Genomic DNA, 21878 nt, shown 5'->3' with positions numbered 1-21878 from the left:
CGTCGACGACCTCTTCGGTCAGTGACGGACGCTGAGCAATCAGCACGAGGTATTGCCTCCAGTGTGTGGCGCCCGCTATGTGACGCCGTAGACACCACGAAGAATACGGGCGATTCGGCCTCCTACGAGGGCGAACCGCCGGACCCCGTCCATCTGCAGGCCGGTCCGCAGGCTCGGCCCTTGCCGGAGTGGAGCCCAACGATCAGCTGCTCCTGCCCCTGAGAGCCAGCCACCAGCGCGGTTCGTAGGTGCATACTGGAGGCGATGACAAAGCCTGCTGCACCGAAGCGTCATTTGCCTACCAGCCCCTTCAAGGCCCCGGTCACACCGGCTCCCAAGCACTTCGCCGTGGGCGACCAGGTCACACACGACAGTTACGGCCTCGGCCGGGTGATCGGCATCGAGGATGGAATCGCGGCACTCGTGGATTTCGGCTCCGCGCAACTGCGGATCTTGAGCCCGTACGCCAAGATGACCAAGCTGTAGGACCGCTGTGCCCGGTCACGGCACGCCAGGCCCCTTCAGGGATCTGTAACGAAAGGAAGACCTCTCATCGATCTGACGTCGCTGTTCTCCGCCCTGGAAGAGCAACCCCGCTGCGCCACTGCGGCATCGCCGCCTCCGACGACAAACCCCTTCCAGGCCCCGGACTTCGGGCAGGACGAGACCTTCCTGCCCGAGGATGCACAGGGGCCCGCCTCGAGCATGCGTGCCGCGCAACCCAAGGCGGCTTAGCTCACACGGGTGCGGTCGTTTCGACACCTGGCCGCGGGCCGTCTCCGGTGCTGCGGTGAGAAGTGCGGCCGCCTCGGTTCCCGCCTCATTGAGCTCCGCTCCCCGTCGTGCAGCCGAGACCGTCTGCCGGGCCCTTCCCGTAGGCAAGCCCCCATCCGCCCGGCCGAAAGGTCCGGACGGCTGAACCGCTCGCTGCTCATGGATCAGGGATAGCCTGTGGGTACCGAGAGCTTTTCGCGCAGCGCGACCGGCGGTGCCGTTCCCGGCGAGTGGCGAAACGGGCAGTCGTCCGACGACTCCCGGAACGGACCGCACAATGGAACCCAGCAGGACGCCGGCCGAAGGCTCAGCATCGGCGGACGCGCACACGTACCGCATGCCTCTGCCCCGCCTGACCCTCACCCCGGACGTCAGCCACGGCCCGCTGGACGGGGCCTGGTGGCCGCGCTGCGACGCGTTGGAGCTCGAACTCCCCTCGCTCGTCGGCTCGTTGGAGCCGGACTCGGACACGTCGGTACGGGTCACCGTGGACCCTGCCGAATGGCCCGACGCTCCGCACACGGTCATGGCACCCGGCCGGGAGATCGCCGTGGAGCCGGCCGGACCCGGAAGCGAGGCACACGTCATCACCCTGGACTGCGGCACCGTGGGCCGCTGGGTCCTCCTGGTCGTACCGCCCGCGGAGCCCGCCGGAACGGCCGCCCGGCTGCTGACCGCCGCCGCCGACCCCGAGAACCCGCTGACCGCGACGCGGATGCTGGCACTCGCCGAAACCGGACGCCTGGAGGGCACAACACCGGACGCGCAATGAGGCACGGGAGTCGTGGGAAGCCCATAGCCGGGACGATCGGCCGACCTCGACCTGCTGCCCCCGCGATCCGTCGGCGCACACGGCGAGCTGGACGCGCCGACCATGACGCCACTGGTCCGCACCCCCGTCCGCTGGCGGTGCGAGAGCAGGCGGCTGGTGAGGAGCCCGAGGACGCCCTTCGCTGGGCGGCCCATCGACTTCCACCTTCGGGGCCCTATGGGCGCCGCTGCCACACGCAGTACGCGTATCCCCGCAGGAGCGCCGCGGTTGTAGCCCTTACCGGATTCCCAGCCGGCCGGGGCGCTCTCGACCGGCACGTGCAGTACCTGTGTGTGGGTCCAGACCGCGCAGTCGGGGCGTTGCTCGGCCCGGGCGAGGTGCCCCCGTTGTCGCAGAGCGGGGCCGGCTCCAGCGTCATGCTCGGGTGCGACCGGATCGGAAGAGTCGGCCTCAGGGGTGAGCGAATCCGCGACCGGCCTGCTCGAAGCAGGTCTGTGCGAGTTCCATGAGGCGATCGAAGCCGTCGTCGGGAGCCCACAGGGTGTAGGCCGCGGCCGTCGCGGCTTCGGCCGTGTGGAGGGCGAGCTCCAAACGCAGCTCGCAGCCGGATGGCACGCGGTTCGCGGCCCAGTCCCGGAGCTCGCTCTTGAAGCGGGCCGCGTGCTCGCGGCTGGAGGCGGCGAGGGTGGGGGAAACGGCCTTCAGCCGTTTCTGCACGCCCAGGCGGTCGGAGAAAGTGGCCAGGTAGCCGAGATAAATGGCCTGCAGGGAGGTCCAGAGAGCCTCGTCCTCGGGGCGTTCGTCCATGAGCGAGCGCCAGAGCTCAGGATCTCGGGGGGCTGGGTCGAGGACGATCGCCTCTTTTGACGTGAAGTAGTTGAAGAGGGTGGTCCGGGACACGCCTGCTGCCTCGGCGATCTCCTCGAGGCTGACCGAATCGAAATCGTGCTGGTCGATCAGTTGCAGGGCCGCGCTGCGGATCGCCTGCCAGGTGGCCAGCTTCTTTCGCTCCCGCAACCCCATCCCGGTCTGGCTGGCCATGCCCGCACTGTAGGGCAATGTTGTACTCAATACAAAATGCTCACGCGGTCCGGTTCATGCTGCGACCCGCGTGGTCGGCGGTCGGTGAGTGGCCGGGTGCAGTCGGGTTCGGCCGGGGCTCACGGCTCGGATGCCGACGCCGACTGCCTCCCTGTGGGTGTGCGCCGGGGTTGCCGGTCTGCACTCGAGCCAAAGTTGCATCCCGTTCATAATCACGCTTATGGTTGCCTCAGGCAATCAAACGGTCCGGGGGGATCTGATCGGACCGAAAGATGTGTGGGTGGGGATCCAATGAGCGGCAGCGCGCGCGAAGCGCCTCTTGGTGATGTCGTCCGGCAACTCACGGCGATCGCCGCCATTCGGCGACGGCTGGTCCGCCGGCTGCCGCAGGGACTGGGTAACGGGTCCGCCGTGCTTGCCGCTCTCGCCCACTGCGGGGAGACCCGGCTGCAAGAACTGGCCCACCACCTGGATTGCACCCTGTCGGTGGTCAGCCGACAGGTGGCGTATCTGGAGCAGCAGGGCGCGGTGACGCGGCGCGTCAATCCGGAGGACCGCCGCTCCAGTCTGGTCAGCATCACTCCCGGGGGCCGCGCCCTTGTCGACGCCCTCGTCCGAGTGCACACCGATCTGATCGCCTCGGCCACCGCCGACTGGGCACCGCAGGAGCTGACCACCCTCACCACCCTGCTCGAACGCCTGCAGGACGGTCTCTCTCGCCGCATGCACGGCGCGGAACCGCGCAACGATGCGCCCGACCGAACCGCCTCCAGCTCACCGAGCTCACTTCCGCATCCGGCGCCGGGCAGGACGCGCGACTGACCGTCGCAGCGATTCGACAACAACCACCGACGAACTCTTTTCCCGCGACGACGCGGGAGTTCCGACAATCAGTCAGGGGACGACACCACGTGGCACAGCAAGGGAGTACGGACGTCGCCGAGGTCCGCACCGGCGATGCTCCGATGACGCACCGGCAGATCATGGAGGCCCTCTCCGGTCTCCTGCTCGGCCTGTTCGTGGCGATCCTGTCAAGCACGGTCGTGTCCAACGCCTTGCCGCGGATCATCGCCGACCTCCACGGCAGCCAGTCGGCCTACACCTGGGTGGTGACCAGCACCCTGCTGGCGACCACGGTCTCCACTCCGATATGGGGCAAGCTCGCCGACCTGACCAGCAAGAAGCTGCTCGTGCAGCTCTCCCTGGTGATCTTCATCCTGGGTTCGGCCGCGGCCGGTCTGTCGCAGAACGCCGGCATGCTCATCGCCTGCCGCGTGGTGCAGGGCCTGGGCGCCGGCGGTCTCACCGCCCTCGCCCAGGTCATCCTCGCCTCGATCATTCCCCCGCGTGAGCGAGGCCGCTACAACGGCTACCTCGGCGCGGTCATGGCCCTGGGCACCATCGGCGGCCCGCTGCTCGGCGGCGTCATCGTCGACACCTCGTGGCTGGGCTGGCGTTGGTGCTTCTATGTCGGCGTCCCCTTCGCTCTCGCCGCTCTGGTCGTCCTGCAGCGCACCCTGCGCCTGCCGCTGGCCACCCGCGACGTCAAGGTCGACTTCCTGGGCGCCGTTCTCGTGGCCGCCTCGGTCTCTCTGCTGCTGATCTGGGTCTCCTTGGCCGGCGACAACTTCGGCTGGTGGTCTGGGCAGACCGTGGCGATGGTGCTGGCCGCCGCTGTCCTCGCCGTGCTCTTCGTGCTGGTGGAGCTGAGGGCATCAGAGCCGATCATCCCGATGCACTTTTTCCGCAACACCACATTGACCCTCTCGGTCGTCGCTAGCCTCGCGGTCGGCACCGCGATGTTCGGTGCGACAGTCTTCCTGAGCCAGTACTTCCAGATCTCCCGCGGTGACTCGCCGACCATGGCCGGCGTGATGACCCTGCCGATGATCATCGGCCTGGTGGCCTCGTCCACGGTTGTCGGCCGGCTCATCACCGCATTCGGCAAATGGAAGAGGTATCTCATCGCCGGCGGTGTCCTGCTCGTTGCCGGTCTTGCCCTGATGGGCTCCGCCCGCGCCGACACGGCCTACGGCTTGCTTGCTGTCTACATGTTCCTGATCGGCTGCGGCGTCGGCATGACGATGCAAAACCTGGTCCTCGCCGTGCAGAACACGGTGCCGATGCACGAACTCGGCGCGGCCAGCTCCGTGGTGGCCTTCTTCCGTACGCTCGGAGGCGCCATCGGCGTCTCCGCGCTGGGAGCCGTGCTCGCCTCCAAGGTCAGCACTTACATGGCCGACGGCTTGGCTGAGCTGGGGGTCAAGGCTTCAGGCGGAGGCTCGCTGCCGGACATCAGAACCCTGCCCGCTCCGATCGCGGCGGTCGTCGAGGACTCCTACGGCCGCGCCACCGGCGTCATCTTCCTCCTCGCCGCCCCGATCGCCCTGGTCGCTCTGCTCGCCATCCTCTTCATCAAGGAGATCCCGCTGCGGACCGCCGTGGGCGACACCGGCGCAGCCCAGGCTGTGGAAGGTCCGGAACGCTGCGAGCCCCTTCGTGCCGGAGCAGCCGCAACCCTCGATGACGCCGCGGCAGCAGGCTCAGGGCAGGACCTGCCCGGCGAACCGACCGGCGAAAAGCCCCGCGGTTCCCGGTGAACCACTGTCCGCCCCGGCCCACCCTGGCCGTTGGGACAACCCGCCGGGCAAGGTATGGTGCGGGCGACCAAGGGCCGGGGCGGTGCTTTACGACGGCCGCCCCGGCGGTGCGGAGCGCCCTGGCCGCCGTACTCCTCGGGTAAGGCCAGGCCCTGCAGACCGTGCCGGGGGATCGCCCGACTGCGGGCCGCCGAGGGGTGCGTCGCGCACGCCCCTCGGCGGCACTGGCGCCGGAATCGTCAGAGCTGGCCGGACGCGGCGATGGTGATCTTCGCGGAGGTACGGCCGCTGGAGGAGCCAAGGGCCTCGATCTTCTTGACGAGGTCCATGCTTTCGGTGTCGGCGACCTCGCCGAAGACCACGTGCTTGCCGTCCAGCCAGTCCGTCACGATGGTCGTGATGAAGAACTGCGAGCCGTTGGTGTTCGGGCCCGCGTTGGCCATGGACAGCAGGCCCGGCCGGTCGTGCTTGAGGGTGAAGTTCTCGTCGGCGAACTTCTCGCCGTAGATGCTCTTGCCGCCGGTGCCGTTGCCCCGGGTGAAGTCGCCGCCCTGGAGCATGAAGGCGGGGATGACACGGTGGAACGAGGAGCCCGCGTAACCGAAGCCCTTCTCGCCGGTCGCGAGGGCGCGGAAGTTCTCCGCCGTCCTCGGGACCACGTCGTCGAACAGGTTGAAGACGATCCGCCCGGCGGGCTCGTCGTTGATGGTGATATCGAAGTAGACCTTGGTCGTCATGCCCCCATCCTGACATCCCACCGGGTGCCGCTCGTGTACTGCCTTGCCGTCGCCGGGGCCCGCCGGTGGGTAAGCCGGCTCCGCAGACCTGTGCCGTGGCCCCGACCCGGTGTACAGGACGAACGCATCAGCCACCAACCGAGCGAGCGCGGTCACGCCCGCCGGCCCGTCATCGGGCGCGGATGACATCGCCGCCGCTCACGGGAAAGTCGGATGAACGGCACGTGTGCTGGGTAGATCGGACGCCGGGATGATCTCCACTGCGGAGGACGCCCCGGCACCCGCCCACCCGGGCTTGCCCGGCGAGAACGAAGGAGCAGCCAGATGGCCAGCGGCACTGTGAAGTGGTTCAACGCCGAGAAGGGGTACGGCTTCATCGCCCAGGACGGTGGCCCGGACGTCTTCGCCCACTACTCCGGCATCTCCGGCACCGGTTACCGCGAGCTGGTCGAGGGAGAGAAGGTGACCTTCGACGTGACGCAGGGCCAGAAGGGACCCCAGGCGGAGAACATCGTCCGCGGCTGACCTGGACGCAACCTGCCCTCTCTGGCGTGTACTGTTAGCGGTGCCGACGCGGGGTGGAGCAGCTCGGTAGCTCGCTGGGCTCATAACCCAGAGGTCGCAGGTTCAAATCCTGTCCCCGCTACCACACGAGAGGGCCCGGTCTCCGGGCCCTCTCGCATGCGTCCAAGGCTTCGGCCTGCCCAAGGGGTTCCAGTGCCGGCCTCCTACCGGGTGACCTTGCTCGAAGTCTTCCGGGGAAGCCGACCCCGCTGTCCGAGACGTCGATGGATGCAACGAATCACGGCCGGCGAATCTGATAACGCCGTTATTTGCCCGTATGCACATGTGGTGGCATTGCGGATTTTCGGTGCCTGAATGATCCTTGTGGCGCTGATCCGGGCTCGTTCTGCCGCGTTCTCCATCAGCGCTTCGGGCAGCCCTCGGGCCGGGAGCGGTTGTGAATCGCGTCTCAAGCAGCACCAGGCGAACCAGGCCCGAGGCCCGCCTTCACGGCAGGATTCGGCCGACGAACTCACCTGTATCAGCACTTCCTTGACACCCCAGCCCGTGCCATCGACGGCGGTCGCAGGCAGGCACCCACCGGCCCTTCGGGACAACTGGGGTGGGGAACCTTACATAGGCATTGACCAGATTAGGACGTATTCTCCGGAAATCGGAGTACCAGCGTCTTTCAACATGGTGACCCCGCCTTGTAGAGGGTCTGGTCACGGAAGGTGGAACGATGAGTGAGGATGCCGTCTACGTCCGCGGTGTCACGGGAATCCAACTCCATCACGTAACGGATATCCAGGATGCCGGTCGCTTCCTGGGCAACGCGGTGATGGCCATGCGGGCGGCCTTCGTGCGGACGGGCGACGAGAGGTATTCCACCCTGAGCGCTCAGGTGAACGAGCTGCTCGCACAAGTGCGTGGCCTCGAGAACGCGGCGCGCGCGAACCTGCATGCGCTCCACTCCACCGACCCCGAGCGGTTTGTGCGCTGCCGCGAGGGTGACGAGCCGTGGCCCGATGAGATCGAGGCGGGCTTCATTCCCCGGCACACCTGCCGGGACACCTGCCTGTACCACGATCACGATGTTCTGGACGCGATCACCCAGTGCATCTGCGGTCGGCCGCCGTGCCGGGCGTGCGTCATCGGCGGTGAGCCGGCGGCGTAGGGTCCGCCGACCTGCGGCAGCCGTGAAGATCCGGCCGTACGGCCCCGGTGAAGATGCAGGTCACTGGTGTTTTCTCCAGTGGTCCATGGGGCTCGGGTTGCGGAAGTAGCCGTTGAGGCGTTCCGTCGAAGGAGGGGAGTTTTCGGGTCGCGTGCGGGCCGAGCACAGCACCCTTGCGGACCCGTCGAAAACTTCACTCCTCAACCCAGATCATTTTCCAGGGTCGAAATCACTTCCCGCGGTGAGCGCACTGGCCGGCCCGAGCGCGTCGGCGGACCGGAGGTGGCTGATGACGATGTACGAATACGAGTGCGCCTGTTGCGGCCGGTTCGAGGAACGGCTCGCGATGGGAAGCGCCCCCCGCACACACGACTGCCCGACCTGCGGCAGCACCGCCAAGCGTGTCTACTCGCCGCCCGGCCTGGCCTTCACGTCGGCCTCCGTGGTCGCGCTGCACGAGCAGGACGAGCGAAGTCGCGAGGTGCCGGATGTCGTTCGAAGGCAGGCGCCGACCACATCCGAGTCGCGGCCTCCTCATCCCGCTCTGGCACACCTGCCGCGGCCCTGAGACGCCCCGAACGCCGCGCGATCCGGCCCGGCACACATCGCATCGCTGGAAGGTGTGCATCAGCATGGGCAATGTGGGGCTGCTGTACGTGGGTTCCGTTCTCTACCTGAACGGACTGCTCCTTCTCGGCAAGGTCGAGGCCAAGGCCGGGGCGGTGTTCAACCTCTTCGTAGGAATCCTTCAGGTGGTCACCCCGACCTATCTTGTCATGACCGCTCAGGGCGACACCCTTCAGATCCTGTCGGCCTCGGGGCTCTACCTGTTCGGGTTCACCTACCTGTACGTGGGAATCGGCCTGCTCGCCGGGCTCGACACCACCGGCGTCGGCTACTTCTCACTGTTCGTGGCCATCGCCGCGCTGGGCTACTCGTTCGCGAACTTCCACCTTGCCGGGGACCCGTCCTTCGGAGTCATCTGGCTCTACTGGGCCTTCCTCTGGTTCTTGTTCTACCTGCTGCTCGGGCGCAAACGGGAAGCACTGACCGCGTACACCGGCTGGGTCACCACCATCCAAGGCTGGGTCACCGGCGCGATCCCGGGGTTCTTGCTGCTGTCCGGTTACTGGAAGCACACCACCGAGACAGCCATCGCGCTGGGGGTCTTCGCCGTGGTCGTCTTCGGAGGCCTGTGGCCGATCACTCGTCGGGGCGGCCCATCGAGCCGGCCCCAGGACGCCGCGAACACCGCAGACGAACACGGCGGCTGAACCGCGGCTCCGGCCGTGTCACTGCCGCAATGTCCCACAGCCAAGCCGCGAGCCGTCACGAAAGGTAGCTGTCATGCCAGAAGTCATCTTCAGCGTCGACCAGTCCAAGTCCATGCGCGACCAGAGCGTTCCCGGACACAACAGGTGGCACCCTGACGTGCCCACCGCCGCCACGGTCCGCCCGGGCGACGAGTTCCGTCTGGAGACCCGGGACTGGACCGACGCCCAGATCGGCAACAACGACTCCGCCAACGACGTGCGTGACGTGGACCTCACCCACGCCCACATGCTCAGCGGACCCATAGGTGTGGAAGGTGCGGAACCCGGTGACCTCCTCGTCGTGGACATCCTCGACATCGGTCCCGTGCCGCAGCAGTCCGGCGAGGCACCGGGACAAGGCTGGGGCTACACGGGCATCTTCGCCAAGAACAACGCCGGCGGCTTCCTCACCGACTACTTCCCGGACGCCTACAAGGCGATCTGGGACATGCACGGCCAGCAGGTGACGTCCCGTCACCTCCCCGGGGTCCGCTACACCGGCATCACCCATCCCGGGCTCATCGGAACCGCTCCGTCCACGGACATGCTCACGCGGTGGAACCGCCGCGAGCAGGCACTGATCGACACCGACCCCGACCGTGTCCCCCCGCTGGGGCTGCCGCCGACAGCCGACCACGCGCTCGCCGGTACCGCCACCGGACAGGACGCACAGCGCATCTGCGCGGAAGGCGCTCGTACCGTGCCCGGGCGTGAGAACGGCGGGAACCAGGACATCAAGAACTTCACGCGTGGAGGCAGGGTCTTCTTCCCCGTCTACGCACCCGGCGCCAAGCTCTCGGCCGGCGACCTGCACTTCAGCCAGGGCGACGGAGAGATCACCTTCTGCGGCGCCATCGAGATGGGCGGCTTCATCGACCTCCATGTCGAGCTGATCAAGGGTGGCATGGAGAAGTACGGCATCTCCACCAACCCGGTGTTCATGCCGGGCAACGTCGAGCCCCGGTACACGGAATTCATGAGCTTCGTGGGTATCTCCGTCGATCACGACACCGACACGAACTACTACATGGACGCGACGCTGGCCTATCGCCGGGCCTGTCTGAACGCCATCGAGTACTTCAAGAGGTTCGGCTACTCCGGTGAACAGGCCTACCTGCTCCTCGGATCCGCTCCCGTGGAGGGACGCATCAGCGGCATCGTGGACATCCCCAACGCCTGCTGCACCCTCTACGTCCCCACCGGGATCTTCGACTTCGACGTCCGCCCCACGGCCGAAGGCCCCAAGACCGCCGACCGGGGAAAGTGCGCTGTGACGTCGGGATGACACCGCGAAGGAGCGCCGCGGAGCAGCAGGCACAGCGGGAGACTGGGTTCGGTCGACCGCGGCGCTCCACCGAAGTACCCGCTGGTCGGCGGTCTGCGGGCAGTGCCGGCCCCGGGCAGGAGAAGTGTCCCCAGGGGGTCAGTGCGCAATGCGGTACCGGTGTTCGGGACGGCCGGTGGTGCCGTAGCGGAGTTCCAGGCGGACCGTGCCTTCCTTGACCAGGTAGGACAGGTACCGCTGCGCCGTGGCGCGGGAGACGCCAGTCGCCTCGGCGGCCTCGGCGGCCGACAGGGCGGTGGCGGCGGCGCGCAGGGCCTGGTGGATCGCGCTGAGCGTGGGCGCGGAGTGGCCCTTGGCGGGGATCCGGGGGACGGCCGGCGGGCGGGCGGCGCTGAACAGGGCGTCCACGTCGGCCTGGTCGGCCGTGGTCGTCCGGCTGAGCGCGTCCACGCGGTCGCGGAGTTGGCGGTAGGCGGTGAGCCGTTCGGCGAGGTCGGCTGAGCCGAATGGCTTCACCAGGTAGCCGATGGCGCCGAGTTTCATCGTGGCCCGGACAGAGGTGATGTCGTGGTCGGCGGTGATCATGAGGACGTCGGGCCGGGCGTCGCCCTGGTCCTGGCTGAGCTGCCGCAGGATGTCGATTCCGGTGCCGTCGGGTAGGAACACGTCGAGCAGTAGCAGGTCCGGGCGCAGATCGCGTACGGCTGCCAGTGCCTCGGCGACGGTCGCCGCCTCGCCGACCACCTCGAAGCCCTGGACGCGGTGTACGTAGTCGCTGTGGATCTGGCCGACCCGGAAGTCGTCGTCCACCACCAGGGTCCGGATCATGAGCCCTCACCTCCCATTGGCGACGCCATCGTGAACAGTGCGCCCTGCGGGGCCGGTGCCGTGTCCGGCAGCGGCAGTACGACCGTGAAGACCGCGCCCGGGCCTTCGCTGACCGTGATGGTGCCGCCGTGCCGCTGCACCAGCCGGTGCACCATGGCCAGTCCCAGGCCACGGCGTGCGGTGCCTCGTTCCGGGCGGGTGGACCAGCCGTCATCGAAGATCGACTGGGAGGTGCCCGGGGCGATCCCGGGACCAGTGTCCGCCACCCGTACGACGATCGACTCGTCCCCCTCGGCCAGCGTCAGCCGAATCCGGCGTCCGTCGTCGGCGGGGGCTGCGTCGGCCGTGGCGTCGATGGCGTTGTCGAGCAGGTTGCCGACGATGGTCAGCAGCCGCCGTAGATGGGGCGGATCCGCGCCGAGCGCCGAGTCGTCGGTGAGGACGATCCGCACCCCGCGTTCGGCGGCGACCGTGGTCTTCGCCACGATCAGCCCGACCATCAGGGGATTGCCGATGTGCCGGCGCACCGCCTCGGTCAGTGCCTGCCCGGAGCGGGCCGTCTCGATGGCGTACTCGTAAGCGGACCGGTGCTCGCCGATGTCCAGCAGCCCGGCCAGTGTGTGCATCCGGTTGGTGAACTCGTGCTGCTGAGCGCGCAGGGCGTCGGTCAGCCCGCGCACGGAGTCCAACTCGCGCAGCAGGCCGACCAGTTCGGTGCGGTCGCGCACGGTGACGACGGCCCCCAGCTCATGGCCGTGCAGAGTGACGGGCATGCGGTTGACGGCGAGGCAGTGGTCGTCGGTCAGGACGCTGACGTCGGTGCCGGTCAGGGTGCCGTCCAGCGCGCGGCGCAGCCGGCCCTCGGGCAGGACCTCCTCCAACAGGTGGCCGAGTGCGCTGCCGAGGCCGAGCAGCCGCCGGGCCTCGTCGTTGACGACGGTGATCCTTCCGTCGGGGGCGAAGGCGACCACGCCCTCCCGAATGCCGTGCAGCATCGCCTCACGGTCCTGCAGCAAGCCGGCGATCTCCTCCAGCTCCAGGCCGAAGGTGGTCCGCTTCAGGCGCCGCGCCAGCAGATAGGCCGCCGCCGCGCCGAGCGCGGTGGCGATCGCGGCGTACAGCCCGAAGGTGGGCAGCTCGCGCCACAACTCGCCGAGCACATCGTGCTCCGGGATGCCCACGGACACCTCACCGACCAGCGCGCCGGAGGGCCCGTACAGGGGGGCTTTGCCGTTGGCGGACCGCCCGGTGGCGCCCTGATCGGTGCCGACGTGCGGGCGGCCGTCCCGCACCACGATCGGCTCGTCCACCGGCTCGCCGATCAGAGCGTGGATGGGGTGCGAGCGACGTACGCCCCGCAGGTCGATCACGACCACGTACGACGCCCCGGAGGATCTGCGCATCCTTTCGGCCACCGCCTGCACCACGTAGCCGCCGCCCCGGTACTCCATGGCCTGTTGGATCTGCGGATCCGCGGCCGTGGTCTGCGCGATCGCCAGGGCCCGCTGCTCGTAGGAGCGGTCGAGTTCGGCCCGCTGCGCGAAGGCGAACAGGACGAAACCGATCAGGCCGGTGAGCGCGAGGATGACCAGCTGGTTCACGAGGATCCGCGTGGACAGCCGCCGATTCCCGTCGCGGCCTGTCCGGAAACGGATGCGTCGTATCACGGGTGCCTCTTCGTGCCGGTGAGCGTCGTACCGGGCCGGCCCATGCGGGTGCCCGGGTGGCGCGATTGTGCCGGACGGAGGGGATGCTGCCCACCCTTTGTCCGGTGAGCAGAACGAGCAGAACCCCGCTTTACACAACTATTGCGAGATACCTGGGAAACAGCGACGTAATGCGCCGCCGCCTCTAGCGTCTGCCTTCCTCGGTCTGCGAGGAGCCCTCCGGGGGAAATCCCGGGGAACTCCGTGAGAAGGAAGGAAGCGGCCCCACATGGCCTCGCGAAACGAAGTCGCGACGAGCCCGGGCGCCGGTGCGGCGGAACACACGGACGCGCGCATCGAGATCACCGGGCTCACCAAGCGATTCCTGACCCCTGCCGGTGAGGTGTTCACGGCGCTGCAAGGCGTTTCGTTCACCGTGGAGCCGGGCCAGTTCTGCGCCGTGGTGGGCCCCACCGGCTGCGGCAAGTCGACGACGCTGAGCATGGTGTCCGGGCTGGACCGGCCCAGCGAGGGCTCGGTCAGGGTCGGCGGCCGCGAGGTGGACGGCATCACCGACGGCGTCAGCTTCATGTTCCAGGCGGACGCGCTCCTGCCCTGGAAGACCGTCCTCGGCAACGTGCTGATGGGTCCCGTCTTCCGCGGGGTGCCCAAGCAGCGGGCACAGGCCTCGGCGCGGGACTGGCTCCGCCGGGTGGGCCTCACCGGATTCGAGGACCGCTACCCGCACCAGCTCTCCGGCGGCATGCGCAAACGCGTCGCGATGGCCGCGGCGCTGATCAACGAGCCCAAGATCCTGATCATGGACGAGCCTTTCGGTGCCCTGGACGTGCAGACCAAGGCGATCATGTCGACCGAGCTGCTGAGCCTGTGGGAGCAGATCCGCCCGTCGGTCATCTTCATCACCCACGACCTGGACGAGGCCGTGGCGCTCGCCGACCGGGTGGTCGTGATGACGTCCAGCCCCGGTTCGGTCAAGGCGGTCTTCGACATCGACCTGCCGCGTCCGCGCGGCTCGGTGCAGGAGATTCGCTTCCAGCCCCGCTTCATCGAACTCCAGCACCAGATCTGGGACACGCTCCGCGAAGAGGTGGAGCGCGCCTACGCACGCACCGCGGGAGGTGAGGAATGAGCACGACGTCCACCGCTTCCGCCGCGCCCGCCACCGACGGCGGCAAAGGGCCGGCCGCTACCGCCGCGCAGCGCGCGGCTCACCGGCGCCTCGCCCTGGTGTGGGCCGGCCGTATCGGCCTTGCCGTCCTCGTGATCGGCGGCTGGCAGGCGTTCACCACCTGGGGCATCGTCGACCCGTTCTTCTTCGGACAGCCGTCGGGCATCTGGCAGCGGCTGATCGACCTCTTCCAGCACGGGACCCAGTTCGGCTCGTTCTACCAGAACATCTGGACCACCATCGAGGAGGCGCTCGTCGGCTTTGCGGTGGGCTCCCTCACCGGAGTCGTCTTCGGCGTCGCGCTCGGGCAGAGCCGCTACCTCTCCGATGTGCTCGGCCCCTACATCAAGATGGTCAACGCGATCCCGCGCATCGTCCTCGGCTCGATCTTCATCGTCGCCTTCGGCATCGGCGTGGCCCCGAAGATCCTGCTCGCCGCGGTGCTGGTGTTCTTCATCGTCTTCTTCAACGCCTTCCAAGGCGTCCGTGAGGTCGACCGCAACGTCCTCGCCAACGTCAGGGTGCTCGGCGCCTCCCGTATGCAGATCACCCGCCATGTCATCGTGCCGTCGGCACTGACCTGGATCATTGCCAGCCTGCACAGCGCCTTCGGCTTCGCCATCGTCGGCGCGCTCGTCGGCGAGGTGCTCGGCGCGCAGAGCGGGCTGGGCCTGGTCATCAAGACCGCGCAGAACAACTTCGATCCCAACGGTGTGTTCGCGGCGATGCTCGTGATCGCGGTCATCGTGCTCGGCGCGGAGTGGCTGATCGGCAAGCTCGAACATCGGCTGCTGTCCTGGCGCCCGCCGTCCCCCTCCGAGACGAACGTCCTCTGAGTCCCGCTTCCTCCTGTCCCGTTGCCCCTTGCCCCTTCACCGCGCTGACCGTCACTCGCAGCCCCCGCAAGCAGCACCCACATTCCCGAAAGGTGTATGTCCCGCCATGCTCAAGAGAACCCTCACCGCGTCGATCGTCGCCGTCCTCGCACTCGGCGCCACGAGCGCGTGTTCCAGCAACTCCGGCAGCTCCGCGTCGTCCGGCTCCGGTGGCACCCCGACCGTCCGACTCATGGTCGGCGGTATCGACAAGCAGATATACCTGCCCTACCAGCTCGCCCAGAACCTGGGCTTCTACCAGAAGTACGGCGTCAAGGTCGAGCTGAGCACCGAGCAGAACGGCGGTGTCGGCGCCGAGGAAGCCATGGCCTCGGGGCAGGTGGACATGGCCGGCGCCTGGTACAACCACACGATCGAGTTCCAGGCGAAGGGCAAGGCGGTCGAGGACGTCGTCCAGTTGTCCGGCGCTCCGGGCGAGCGGGAGATGTGCACCAAGAAGAGCGGCGTGACGTCGGCCGCCGACTTCAAGGGCAAGACGCTCGGCGTCACCGACCTGGGCTCGGGCACCGACACCCTCACTCAGTTCATGGCGGCGAAGAAGGGCGTCAAGACCAACCAGTTCCATCGGCTCGCGGTCGGTGCGGGCTCCACCGCCGTCGCTGCGCTGCAGAACGGCAAGGCCGACTGCGTCATGACGACCCAGCCGACGGTCGCCGCGATCCAGAAGAAGGGCGTCGGCACCTCCGCGATCGACCTGGCCACCACCGACGGCGCCAAGGCGGCGCTGGGCGGTGCGTTCCCGGCGGCGAGCGTCCTCGCCCGCACCGACTGGGTGAACTCGCACAAGGACGCGGTGCAGAAGGTCGTCGATGCGCTCGTGGCCACGATGCACTGGATCCACGACCACAGCGCCGCCGACATCGCGAACAAGCTGCCGGCGTCGTTCGTACAGAACCAGTTGGTCACCAAGGCCGACTACGTCACGGCTCTGAACGAGGACAAGGGCCAGTTCCTGCCGGACGGGATCATGCCGGCCGGCGGCCCGAAGACGGCGCTGGCCACTGAGAAGTTGGTCGGGTCCGTGTCCTCGCCGGTGGACATCAGCAAGACGTTCACCAACGACTTCGCCGTCGCGGCCAACAAGAAGGAGGGCTTCACCACCACCACGACCCCAGCCGGCGCCGACGGCTGAGTTTCCGGCGCAGGGGGCCGCCCAGGCGACGACAGGCCGGGCGGCCTCGGCCCGTGGACACCACGGATCACATGTCCGGCAGCCGGTCCGCCCGCCGGACCGCATGGCTCATTCGGATGGGTGTCGGCCCGGCTGTTGGAGCAGACGTCGCCGAGTCGGTGGCGCGTCGCGTCGGCGCTGCGTCAGGCTGCGGTGGCTGCGGGGCGCAGGTAGGTGAGAAGCGCGCCGATCCCGACGACCGGGCCGAGGACAAGAACGAGAAGAGCCGAGGTCCATGAGCTGCCGTCGGCGAGGACGGGGACGAGATAGATCGTCACCGCGGTGGTCACGTAGCCGATGCCGAGCTGCAACGAGACAGCGCTGCCGACATACCGCTGATCCGCGTTCTCCGTCACCATGGCGGAGAACTGTGCGGAGTCCGCGATCACCCAGAACCCCCAGAAGGCGCTCACCACCAGGACGATCGGCAACGGCAAAGTCCGTATGAAGGCGAGAGTGAACGCCGCACCGCCTGAGCAGGTGAGGCTGATCAGCGCTGACTGCGCACGGCCCACTCGGTCGCTGATGCGGCCGCCGACCAGGCAACCGACGGCACCTACACCGATGCAGACGAACGCGGCCAGGGCCGCGAGCCGGGGGCCGTCCGGATGGCCGGCGAACCCGTCCAGACTGGCCAGGAAGGTACCGATCCAGGCCCACATCGCATACAGCTCCCACATGTGGCCGGCGTAGCCGATGTTCGCCAGGACGACGCGTCGGCTCCGGCAGGCACGCCAGGCGGACCTGATGTCGAACCCGGACTTGGGGAAGGGGAACGGTCCTGAACTGCGGATGAGGAGTGTGGTCAGGCCGCCGAGGGCGGTCAGAGCGGAAGTCGCGGCGATCACGATGTGCCACCCCAGGCCGCCGGACGCCTTGATCAGTTGAGGAGTTGCTGAGCCGAGGGTGAGCGCCCCGATCATGATTCCCAGAGCAGTGCCGCGCCCGCGCTGGAACCACGATGACACCTCCTTCAACGCCGGCGGGTAGACGGCGGCGAGACAGGCCCCGGTCAGCGCTCTGATCAGCACGGCGGCGGCGAAGCCGGGCGCCCACAGCAGGACCAGGTTCACCGCGGCCGCGCCGAGCGCTCCAACGCACATCAGGCGCCGTCCGGGGTAGGCGTCGGCGAGGCCGGTCGCTGCGAGGGCGAGGGCGCCGGTCACGAACCCGAGTTGCACCGCGATCGTCATGAGCGAGCTCTCGCCACTGGTGAGGCCCCACACCTGTTTCAGCTGAGGTACGACGAACGATGCGGAGAACCAGACACTCATCGACAGGAACGTGGCCACAGCGATGAGGGCGAGCGCGGCCGCGGGACGGCTGGAGTGCTTCGAGGTGGGCAACGTGGTCGGGATCCTCACGTCTCAGCTCTCCCGCGTCGTTCCATCGCGCCGCAGGTTGAGCAGTCGGACTCGGCTCAGCGCGACGACCGCCCGCTCGACCGACCCGATCACAGGGACACCGTACGCGCCGACCTCCCAGCGCAGGAGGCGGCGGACCAGGTTATCCTGCTCCGCGCTGTAGCTGCCGCGCCGGATGGACCACCGGGACTTCCCCGGGCTCGGCGGCACTGATGTCCTTGGCCCAGTGGAGGCCGCAGACACGCCGGCCGCCGCGCTCCTCGAGGCCCAGGGCTTGTGCGGTCCGGCGCGTTGGACGACCAACGCGCGCGGTATCCGGATCAACGCCGGAGCCGGCGCGCCGGGGGGAACGACTGGCAGCGCCATGGGAGTCCTGCTACACCGGAGAGACGGGAGGTGTGGCATGCCTCGTGATCTGGTCAGGGGGCTGACCGCGCTCCTTGCGGCAGTAGCGGCCCCGCTCGCCGTCTGTTTGCTGCTGCTTCCCCTCCGAGGGACCCTGTCCGCCACCAACGTGGTCCTGATCCTGACGTTGGTCGTCGCGGCGGTGGCCGCCCTCGGCAACCGTGGGGCTGCGGTCCTCACGGCCCTGTCCGCCGCCGTGTGGTTCGTTTTCTTCTTCACCACTCCGTACGCGAGTTTCACCTACATAAACAACTCGGACGACATCATCACCGCCGGGCTGCTGCTCGTCGTCGGCCTTGCGGTCTCTCAGCTGGCTCGCCGCTACAGCCGCGAGCGAACCATCGCCACCACCCTGCAGCGCAGCCTGCTGCCCCATCTGCTGCCGGACACCAGTGCCGTCCGGGCGGCGTACCGGTACGTGCCGGCCGAGGCCGATGTCGGCGGGGACTGGTTCGACCTGATCCCACTTCCAGGCTTCCGCACCGCTCTTGTGGTCGGTGACGTGGTCGGCCATGGCCTGAGCTCTGCGGTCACCATGGGTCGCCTGCGCACCGCGGTCCGTAATTTCTCCACCCTTGACCTGCCGCCCGACGAACTGCTGGCCCGCCTCGACGACGTGGTTCTCGAGATGGATGCGGAGGCGGGCGCCGGTGCGGATGGGATCGTCGCGGCTACGTGCCTGTATGCGATCTACGACCCGGTCTCCTGTAGCTGCGCGATGGCAAGAGCCGGTCACTTTCCGCCCGCCATCGTCCATCCGGACGGCCGCGCGGAGATTCTCGACCTGCCCGAATGTCCCCCGCTCGGTATAGGCGGCCTGCGCTTTGAGGCTGTCGAGCGGCAGCTGCCGGAGGACACGCAGCTCGTCCTGTACACCGACGGGCTCCTCGAGGACCGGCACCGCGACATCGGCACCGGCCTGAAGCTGCTGCGCGACGCGCTCTCCGGCGCGGGGGCCGACCCGGAGGAGACGTGCGAGAGGATCCTGGAGGCGGTGCTCCCCGCCCGTCCAATCGACGACGTCGCTCTCCTGATCGCCCGCACCCGCGCGTTCCCACGTGACGGTATCGCCGAATGGGACATCCCGGCCTCTCCTACCGCGGTGTCCGCCCTGCGCGCCGAGGTGTCCGCGAGGCTGGCCGACTGGAACCTGGAGGAGGAGACGGCATTCACCACCGAACTGATCCTCAGCGAGCTGGTCACCAACGCCATCCGGTACGGGGCACCCCCTGTCCACCTGCGTCTTCTGCGCGAAACCAACCTGGTGATGGAGGTCAGCGACGGGAGCAGCACCTCCCCGCACCTGCGCTACGCAACATCCACGGACGAAGGCGGTCGCGGAATCTTCCTCGTCGCCCAGTTCGCCGAGCGGTGGGGAACCCGCTTCACCCCCGCCGGGAAGATCGTGTGGGCTGAGCAGTCAGCCCCGTCATGTCCCGTCGCTCCCGTCCTGGCATCGGTCGCGTGACCGGGCTGGCCTGACCGAAGCCCTCCGAGGGCCTGCTGCCCGGGCCGTGCGGCGCGTCCGTCCGCCCACCGATCGGCCGGTCAGGCGCCGGGGCGTGAGGGCGGTTCGGCGTCGCCGATGTGGGCGGCCAGGTTGGTTTCGAGACGTTCGAGGACGCCGAGGGTCTCGTCGCGTTCGGCGTCGGTGAGGTCGCCGGCGACGTAGTCCTCGAGGCGGGCCCAGAGGTCTTCGACCTGTTGGCGCAGGGCCTGGCTGGCGGCGGTGGGTTCGACCAGGACGGAGCGCTTGTCGCTGGTGGAGCGCACGCGGCGCACGAAGCCGGCCTTCTCCAGGCGCTGGATGGTGCGGGTCATGGTGGCGGCGTCGGCGCCGACGTGTCGGGCCAGGTCGGTCTGGCGCATTCGGCCGCGGTCCCACAGCTGCATCATGACCAGCTCCTGGGCCGGGTGCAGACCGACCTCGCGCAGCAGGTGGCCGGCGAGCATGCGGTGCAGGCGGGCCACCCGGAAGATCGTATGGCTGATCGGTCCGCGGCGTGCGGCCTCGGGGAGTTCCCCGGTCTCGGGGACCTGGGGCGTTGCCTCGGATTCCATGGTGCTGCCTTCTGCTTTCTCCCGCGCGGCCGTCCTTGCCGGAGCCTGCGCGCGGCAGCCGGAGTCGAGGCCGACTGCCGCGCGCAGGCCCTCGGGTCCGCATCCTGAGAGCAGGGTATGTGCTCAGGTGCGGCATGCCCGGCGTGCTCGGGTCCGTCGCCGAACCGTCAGGCGTGGGCCTCCTCCAGCGTGGGGTAGTCGGTGAAGCCCTTCTCGTGGCCGCCGTAGAAGGTGGCGGGGTCGGGGGTGTTGAACGGGCCGCCCTGGGCCAGGCGGGCGGGCAGGTCGGGGTTGGCGAGGAAGAGGGCGCCGTAGGCGATCAGGTCGGCGGTGCCGTTCTCGACGAGTTCCAGCTCGGCCGGTCCGGTGGGCTCCTGGCCGGTGAAGGGGTTGAGGATGAAGGCCGTGGGCCATGCCTTGCGCAGCCGGAGCGTCAGGTCACGTACGCCGGGGGCCTCCAACTGGTGCAGGTAGGCGAGGTTCAGCGGGGCGAGCGCCTCGACCAGGGCGGTGTAGGTGGCCTCGGCGTCGGCGGTGTCGGACTCGTCGATGTCGTTGTAGGGGTTGCCCGGGGAGAGGCGGAAGCCGACCTTGTCCGCGCCGATGGCTTCGACGACGGCCTTGGTGGTCTCCACGGCGAAGCGGATGCGCTTCTCGGGGCTGCTGCCCCACTCGTCGGTGCGCTGGTTGCTGTTCGGGGCGAGGAACTGGTGGATGAGATACCCGTTGGCGCCGTGCAGTTCGACGCCGTCGAAGCCGGCCTCGATGGCGTTTCGGGCGGCGGTGGCGTAGTCGGCGATGGTGGCGCGGATCTCGGCGTCGGTCAGTTCGTGCGGGGTGACGAAGTCCTGGGGGCCTTCGTGGGTGTACACCTGCCCGGCGGCCGCGACGGCGGAGGGGCCGACGGGTTGCAGGCCCGTCAGCGCGGGGTGGCCGACCCGTCCGGTGTGCATGATCTGGAGGTAGATCGCGCCACTCTGGGCATGCACGGCGTCGGTCACCTTCCGCCAGGCAGCGACCTGCCCGGCGGTGTGGATGCCGGGGGTGTCGGGGTAGCCCTGGCCGACCCTGGAGGGCTGGACGCCCTCGGTGACGATCAGCCCGGCGGAGGCGCGCTGCGCGTAGTAGTCGGCCATCAACGGCATGGGGCTCTGGCCGGGACCGTAAGCGCGGCTGCGGGTCATCGGCGCCATCACCAGGCGGTTGGCCAGGAGCTTGCCACCCAGCTCGTAGGGCTCGAATGCCTTCGACATCGTCGTCTCTTTTCGTGGGAAAGGGGCGTGTCACACGGCCGCGCGGGCTCTCCGCGATGCCATTACTTGTCCGAACAGGAAAACCAGGTCCAGCCTTCCCCGAGGCGTATGTGATCTGCATAACAAGCGAAGTAGCGCCTGATATCCCACGGATGAAGGGCCGACAGCAGGGGTGACGATCAGGCTGCCAGGCCGACGCCCCTGGTTATTTGCTCGGACAACACCGATACGCCTCGGATGCTCCCGTCAAGGGGACGCGGCCGCGCATCCCTGCATGGCGCGAATGTGGAGCCTGCCGGGTCCGGCGGCAGCACGGCTGCGCAGCCCCGCAGCATCACATCCGAGTCGTGGCGGCCGGACTCGAGACGCGCCTCCTCGACGGCGGCATGGATGTACGACAGGGCGCAGGCTGCTGGAGGCGGGACGAACAGCTGACCGCGGGTGGACCGCGGGTGGGGTGACCTGGACGGCGTCCCCACCCGCGGTATGCCGTCGACGAGCGCCCCGTCCCGCCCAGGTTCTTGCGGTGCCCGTACCGAAGCGAGAAGACATTCTGTCAGGTCGTTGCCGGAAAATTCCTGGCCTGTCTACCCTCGCCTGCATGTCAGCGACGGCCCAAGTCCCAGCAGAGGCGCGGCGGTTGCACGAGCAGCGGGTGCTCTCTGCGCTCACACCGCGAGCCTCCCGGTGGGCGGCGTTCCTCCGCAACCCCAACGCGGGCTACTGGTCCGACCCGTCGGGCCTCGACGAGTCGGCGGCGCCCGGCGTCGTGCGCCTTGAATGGACGGGCCCCGAGGACAACCGCATCTCCGTCCAACGGCGGCACCACGGCCGCACTCTGCAGGGCTGAGCCCGGAAGGAG

The 21878-nt window shown here is 68.6% G+C and carries 20 protein-coding genes, 1 tRNA gene and 1 pseudogene; 15 read left to right on the top strand and 7 right to left on the bottom strand.

What is annotated here, in order from left to right:
• The first annotated feature begins 264 nt into the window (after positions 1–264).
• Complete coding sequence (locus tag BZY54_RS03120) at positions 265–486, top strand: hypothetical protein (protein ID WP_086722878.1); 222 nt, start codon at positions 265–267, stop codon at positions 484–486.
• A 625-nt stretch (positions 487–1111) separates the two neighbouring features.
• Positions 1112–1546, top strand: coding sequence for a DUF5994 family protein (locus BZY54_RS03110; protein WP_086722905.1), 435 nt, complete (start codon positions 1112–1114; stop codon positions 1544–1546).
• A gap of 450 nt (positions 1547–1996) precedes the next feature.
• On the opposite strand, the gene BZY54_RS03105 is transcribed toward BZY54_RS03110, so the two are convergent.
• The gene (locus tag BZY54_RS03105; RefSeq protein WP_086722877.1) at positions 1997–2587 is read right to left on the bottom strand and encodes a TetR/AcrR family transcriptional regulator; all 591 of its coding nucleotides are present in this window, start codon (positions 2585–2587) and stop codon (positions 1997–1999) included.
• Between the two features lie 291 nt (positions 2588–2878).
• Between BZY54_RS03105 and BZY54_RS03100 the strand changes: the two genes are divergently transcribed.
• The gene (locus BZY54_RS03100; RefSeq protein WP_158103803.1) at positions 2879–3409 is read left to right on the top strand and encodes a MarR family winged helix-turn-helix transcriptional regulator; all 531 of its coding nucleotides are present in this window, start codon (positions 2879–2881) and stop codon (positions 3407–3409) included.
• A gap of 143 nt (positions 3410–3552) precedes the next feature.
• A pseudogene (locus BZY54_RS03095) lies at positions 3553–5163 on the top strand (MDR family MFS transporter); the annotation flags it as partial.
• A 263-nt stretch (positions 5164–5426) separates the two neighbouring features.
• Here BZY54_RS03095 and BZY54_RS03090 read toward each other — a convergent pair.
• Positions 5427–5924, bottom strand: coding sequence for a peptidylprolyl isomerase (locus BZY54_RS03090; RefSeq protein WP_086722874.1), 498 nt, complete (start codon positions 5922–5924; stop codon positions 5427–5429).
• A gap of 324 nt (positions 5925–6248) precedes the next feature.
• Here BZY54_RS03090 and BZY54_RS03085 point away from each other — a divergent pair, with 324 nt between their 5' ends.
• The 6 genes from BZY54_RS03085 (at position 6249) to fmdA (ending at position 10203) form a co-directional block, all read left to right on the top strand.
• Complete coding sequence (locus BZY54_RS03085; RefSeq protein WP_086722872.1) at positions 6249–6449, top strand: cold-shock protein; 201 nt, start codon at positions 6249–6251, stop codon at positions 6447–6449.
• Positions 6450–6496: 47 nt separating this feature from the next.
• Positions 6497–6573, top strand: a tRNA-Met gene (locus BZY54_RS03080).
• Positions 6574–7170: 597 nt separating this feature from the next.
• Positions 7171–7605 carry a hypothetical protein gene (locus BZY54_RS03075; protein ID WP_086722870.1) on the top strand — a complete coding sequence of 145 codons (435 nt, stop codon included), beginning with the start codon at positions 7171–7173 and terminating at the stop codon, positions 7603–7605.
• A gap of 289 nt (positions 7606–7894) precedes the next feature.
• Entirely contained in the window at positions 7895–8173 is a 279-nt protein-coding gene (locus BZY54_RS03070) for an FmdB family zinc ribbon protein (RefSeq protein ID WP_086722868.1), read from the top strand.
• Between the two features lie 64 nt (positions 8174–8237).
• A complete protein-coding gene (locus BZY54_RS03065) occupies positions 8238–8879 on the top strand; it encodes an AmiS/UreI family transporter (RefSeq protein WP_086722867.1) in 642 nt (213 codons plus the stop codon).
• Between the two features lie 73 nt (positions 8880–8952).
• A complete protein-coding gene (gene fmdA / locus BZY54_RS03060; RefSeq protein WP_086722866.1) occupies positions 8953–10203 on the top strand; it encodes a formamidase in 1251 nt (416 codons plus the stop codon).
• Between the two features lie 138 nt (positions 10204–10341).
• On the opposite strand, the gene BZY54_RS03055 is transcribed toward fmdA, so the two are convergent.
• A complete protein-coding gene (locus tag BZY54_RS03055; protein WP_086722865.1) occupies positions 10342–11031 on the bottom strand; it encodes a response regulator in 690 nt (229 codons plus the stop codon).
• Positions 11028–12632 (bottom strand): ATP-binding protein, encoded by a 1605-nt coding sequence (locus BZY54_RS03050; RefSeq protein WP_279634636.1) that lies wholly within the window; start codon positions 12630–12632, stop codon positions 11028–11030. The genes BZY54_RS03055 and BZY54_RS03050 overlap by 4 nt, the downstream gene beginning before the upstream one ends.
• 334 nt (positions 12633–12966) lie before the next feature.
• Here BZY54_RS03050 and BZY54_RS03045 point away from each other — a divergent pair, with 334 nt between their 5' ends.
• The 3 genes from BZY54_RS03045 to BZY54_RS03035 all read left to right on the top strand — a co-directional run bounded on the left by BZY54_RS03045 (position 12967) and on the right by BZY54_RS03035 (position 15894).
• Complete coding sequence (locus BZY54_RS03045) at positions 12967–13827, top strand: ABC transporter ATP-binding protein (RefSeq protein WP_086722863.1); 861 nt, start codon at positions 12967–12969, stop codon at positions 13825–13827.
• A complete protein-coding gene (locus BZY54_RS03040; RefSeq protein ID WP_086722862.1) occupies positions 13824–14702 on the top strand; it encodes an ABC transporter permease in 879 nt (292 codons plus the stop codon). Before BZY54_RS03045 ends, BZY54_RS03040 begins: the two co-directional genes overlap by 4 nt.
• A 106-nt stretch (positions 14703–14808) precedes the next feature.
• Complete coding sequence (locus BZY54_RS03035; RefSeq protein ID WP_086722861.1) at positions 14809–15894, top strand: ABC transporter substrate-binding protein; 1086 nt, start codon at positions 14809–14811, stop codon at positions 15892–15894.
• A gap of 182 nt (positions 15895–16076) precedes the next feature.
• Here BZY54_RS03035 and BZY54_RS03030 read toward each other — a convergent pair whose 3' ends face one another.
• Complete coding sequence (locus BZY54_RS03030; RefSeq protein ID WP_086722860.1) at positions 16077–17297, bottom strand: MFS transporter; 1221 nt, start codon at positions 17295–17297, stop codon at positions 16077–16079.
• 175 nt (positions 17298–17472) lie between these two features.
• Here BZY54_RS03030 and BZY54_RS03020 point away from each other — a divergent pair, with 175 nt between their 5' ends.
• Positions 17473–19170, top strand: a complete 1698-nt coding sequence (locus BZY54_RS03020; protein WP_086722857.1) for a SpoIIE family protein phosphatase — start codon at positions 17473–17475, stop codon at positions 19168–19170.
• Between the two features lie 80 nt (positions 19171–19250).
• On the opposite strand, the gene BZY54_RS03015 is transcribed toward BZY54_RS03020, so the two are convergent.
• Both BZY54_RS03015 and BZY54_RS03010 read right to left on the bottom strand, forming a co-directional pair.
• Positions 19251–19763, bottom strand: coding sequence for a MarR family winged helix-turn-helix transcriptional regulator (locus tag BZY54_RS03015; RefSeq protein ID WP_086722855.1), 513 nt, complete (start codon positions 19761–19763; stop codon positions 19251–19253).
• A 167-nt stretch (positions 19764–19930) separates the two neighbouring features.
• Positions 19931–21016, bottom strand: coding sequence for an alkene reductase (locus BZY54_RS03010; protein WP_086722853.1), 1086 nt, complete (start codon positions 21014–21016; stop codon positions 19931–19933).
• Between the two features lie 601 nt (positions 21017–21617).
• On the opposite strand from BZY54_RS03010, the gene BZY54_RS03005 reads away from it, so the two are divergent.
• Positions 21618–21866 carry a hypothetical protein gene (locus tag BZY54_RS03005; RefSeq protein WP_143667986.1) on the top strand — a complete coding sequence of 83 codons (249 nt, stop codon included), beginning with the start codon at positions 21618–21620 and terminating at the stop codon, positions 21864–21866.
• Positions 21867–21878 lie beyond the last annotated feature (12 nt).

Source organism: Streptomyces carpinensis (assembly GCF_002154505.1).
Classification (GTDB): Bacteria; Actinomycetota; Actinomycetes; order Streptomycetales; family Streptomycetaceae; genus Streptomyces; species Streptomyces carpinensis.
The sequence above is the reverse complement of the archived record's forward strand: the minus strand, read 5'-3'. Positions and strand labels throughout refer to the sequence as shown.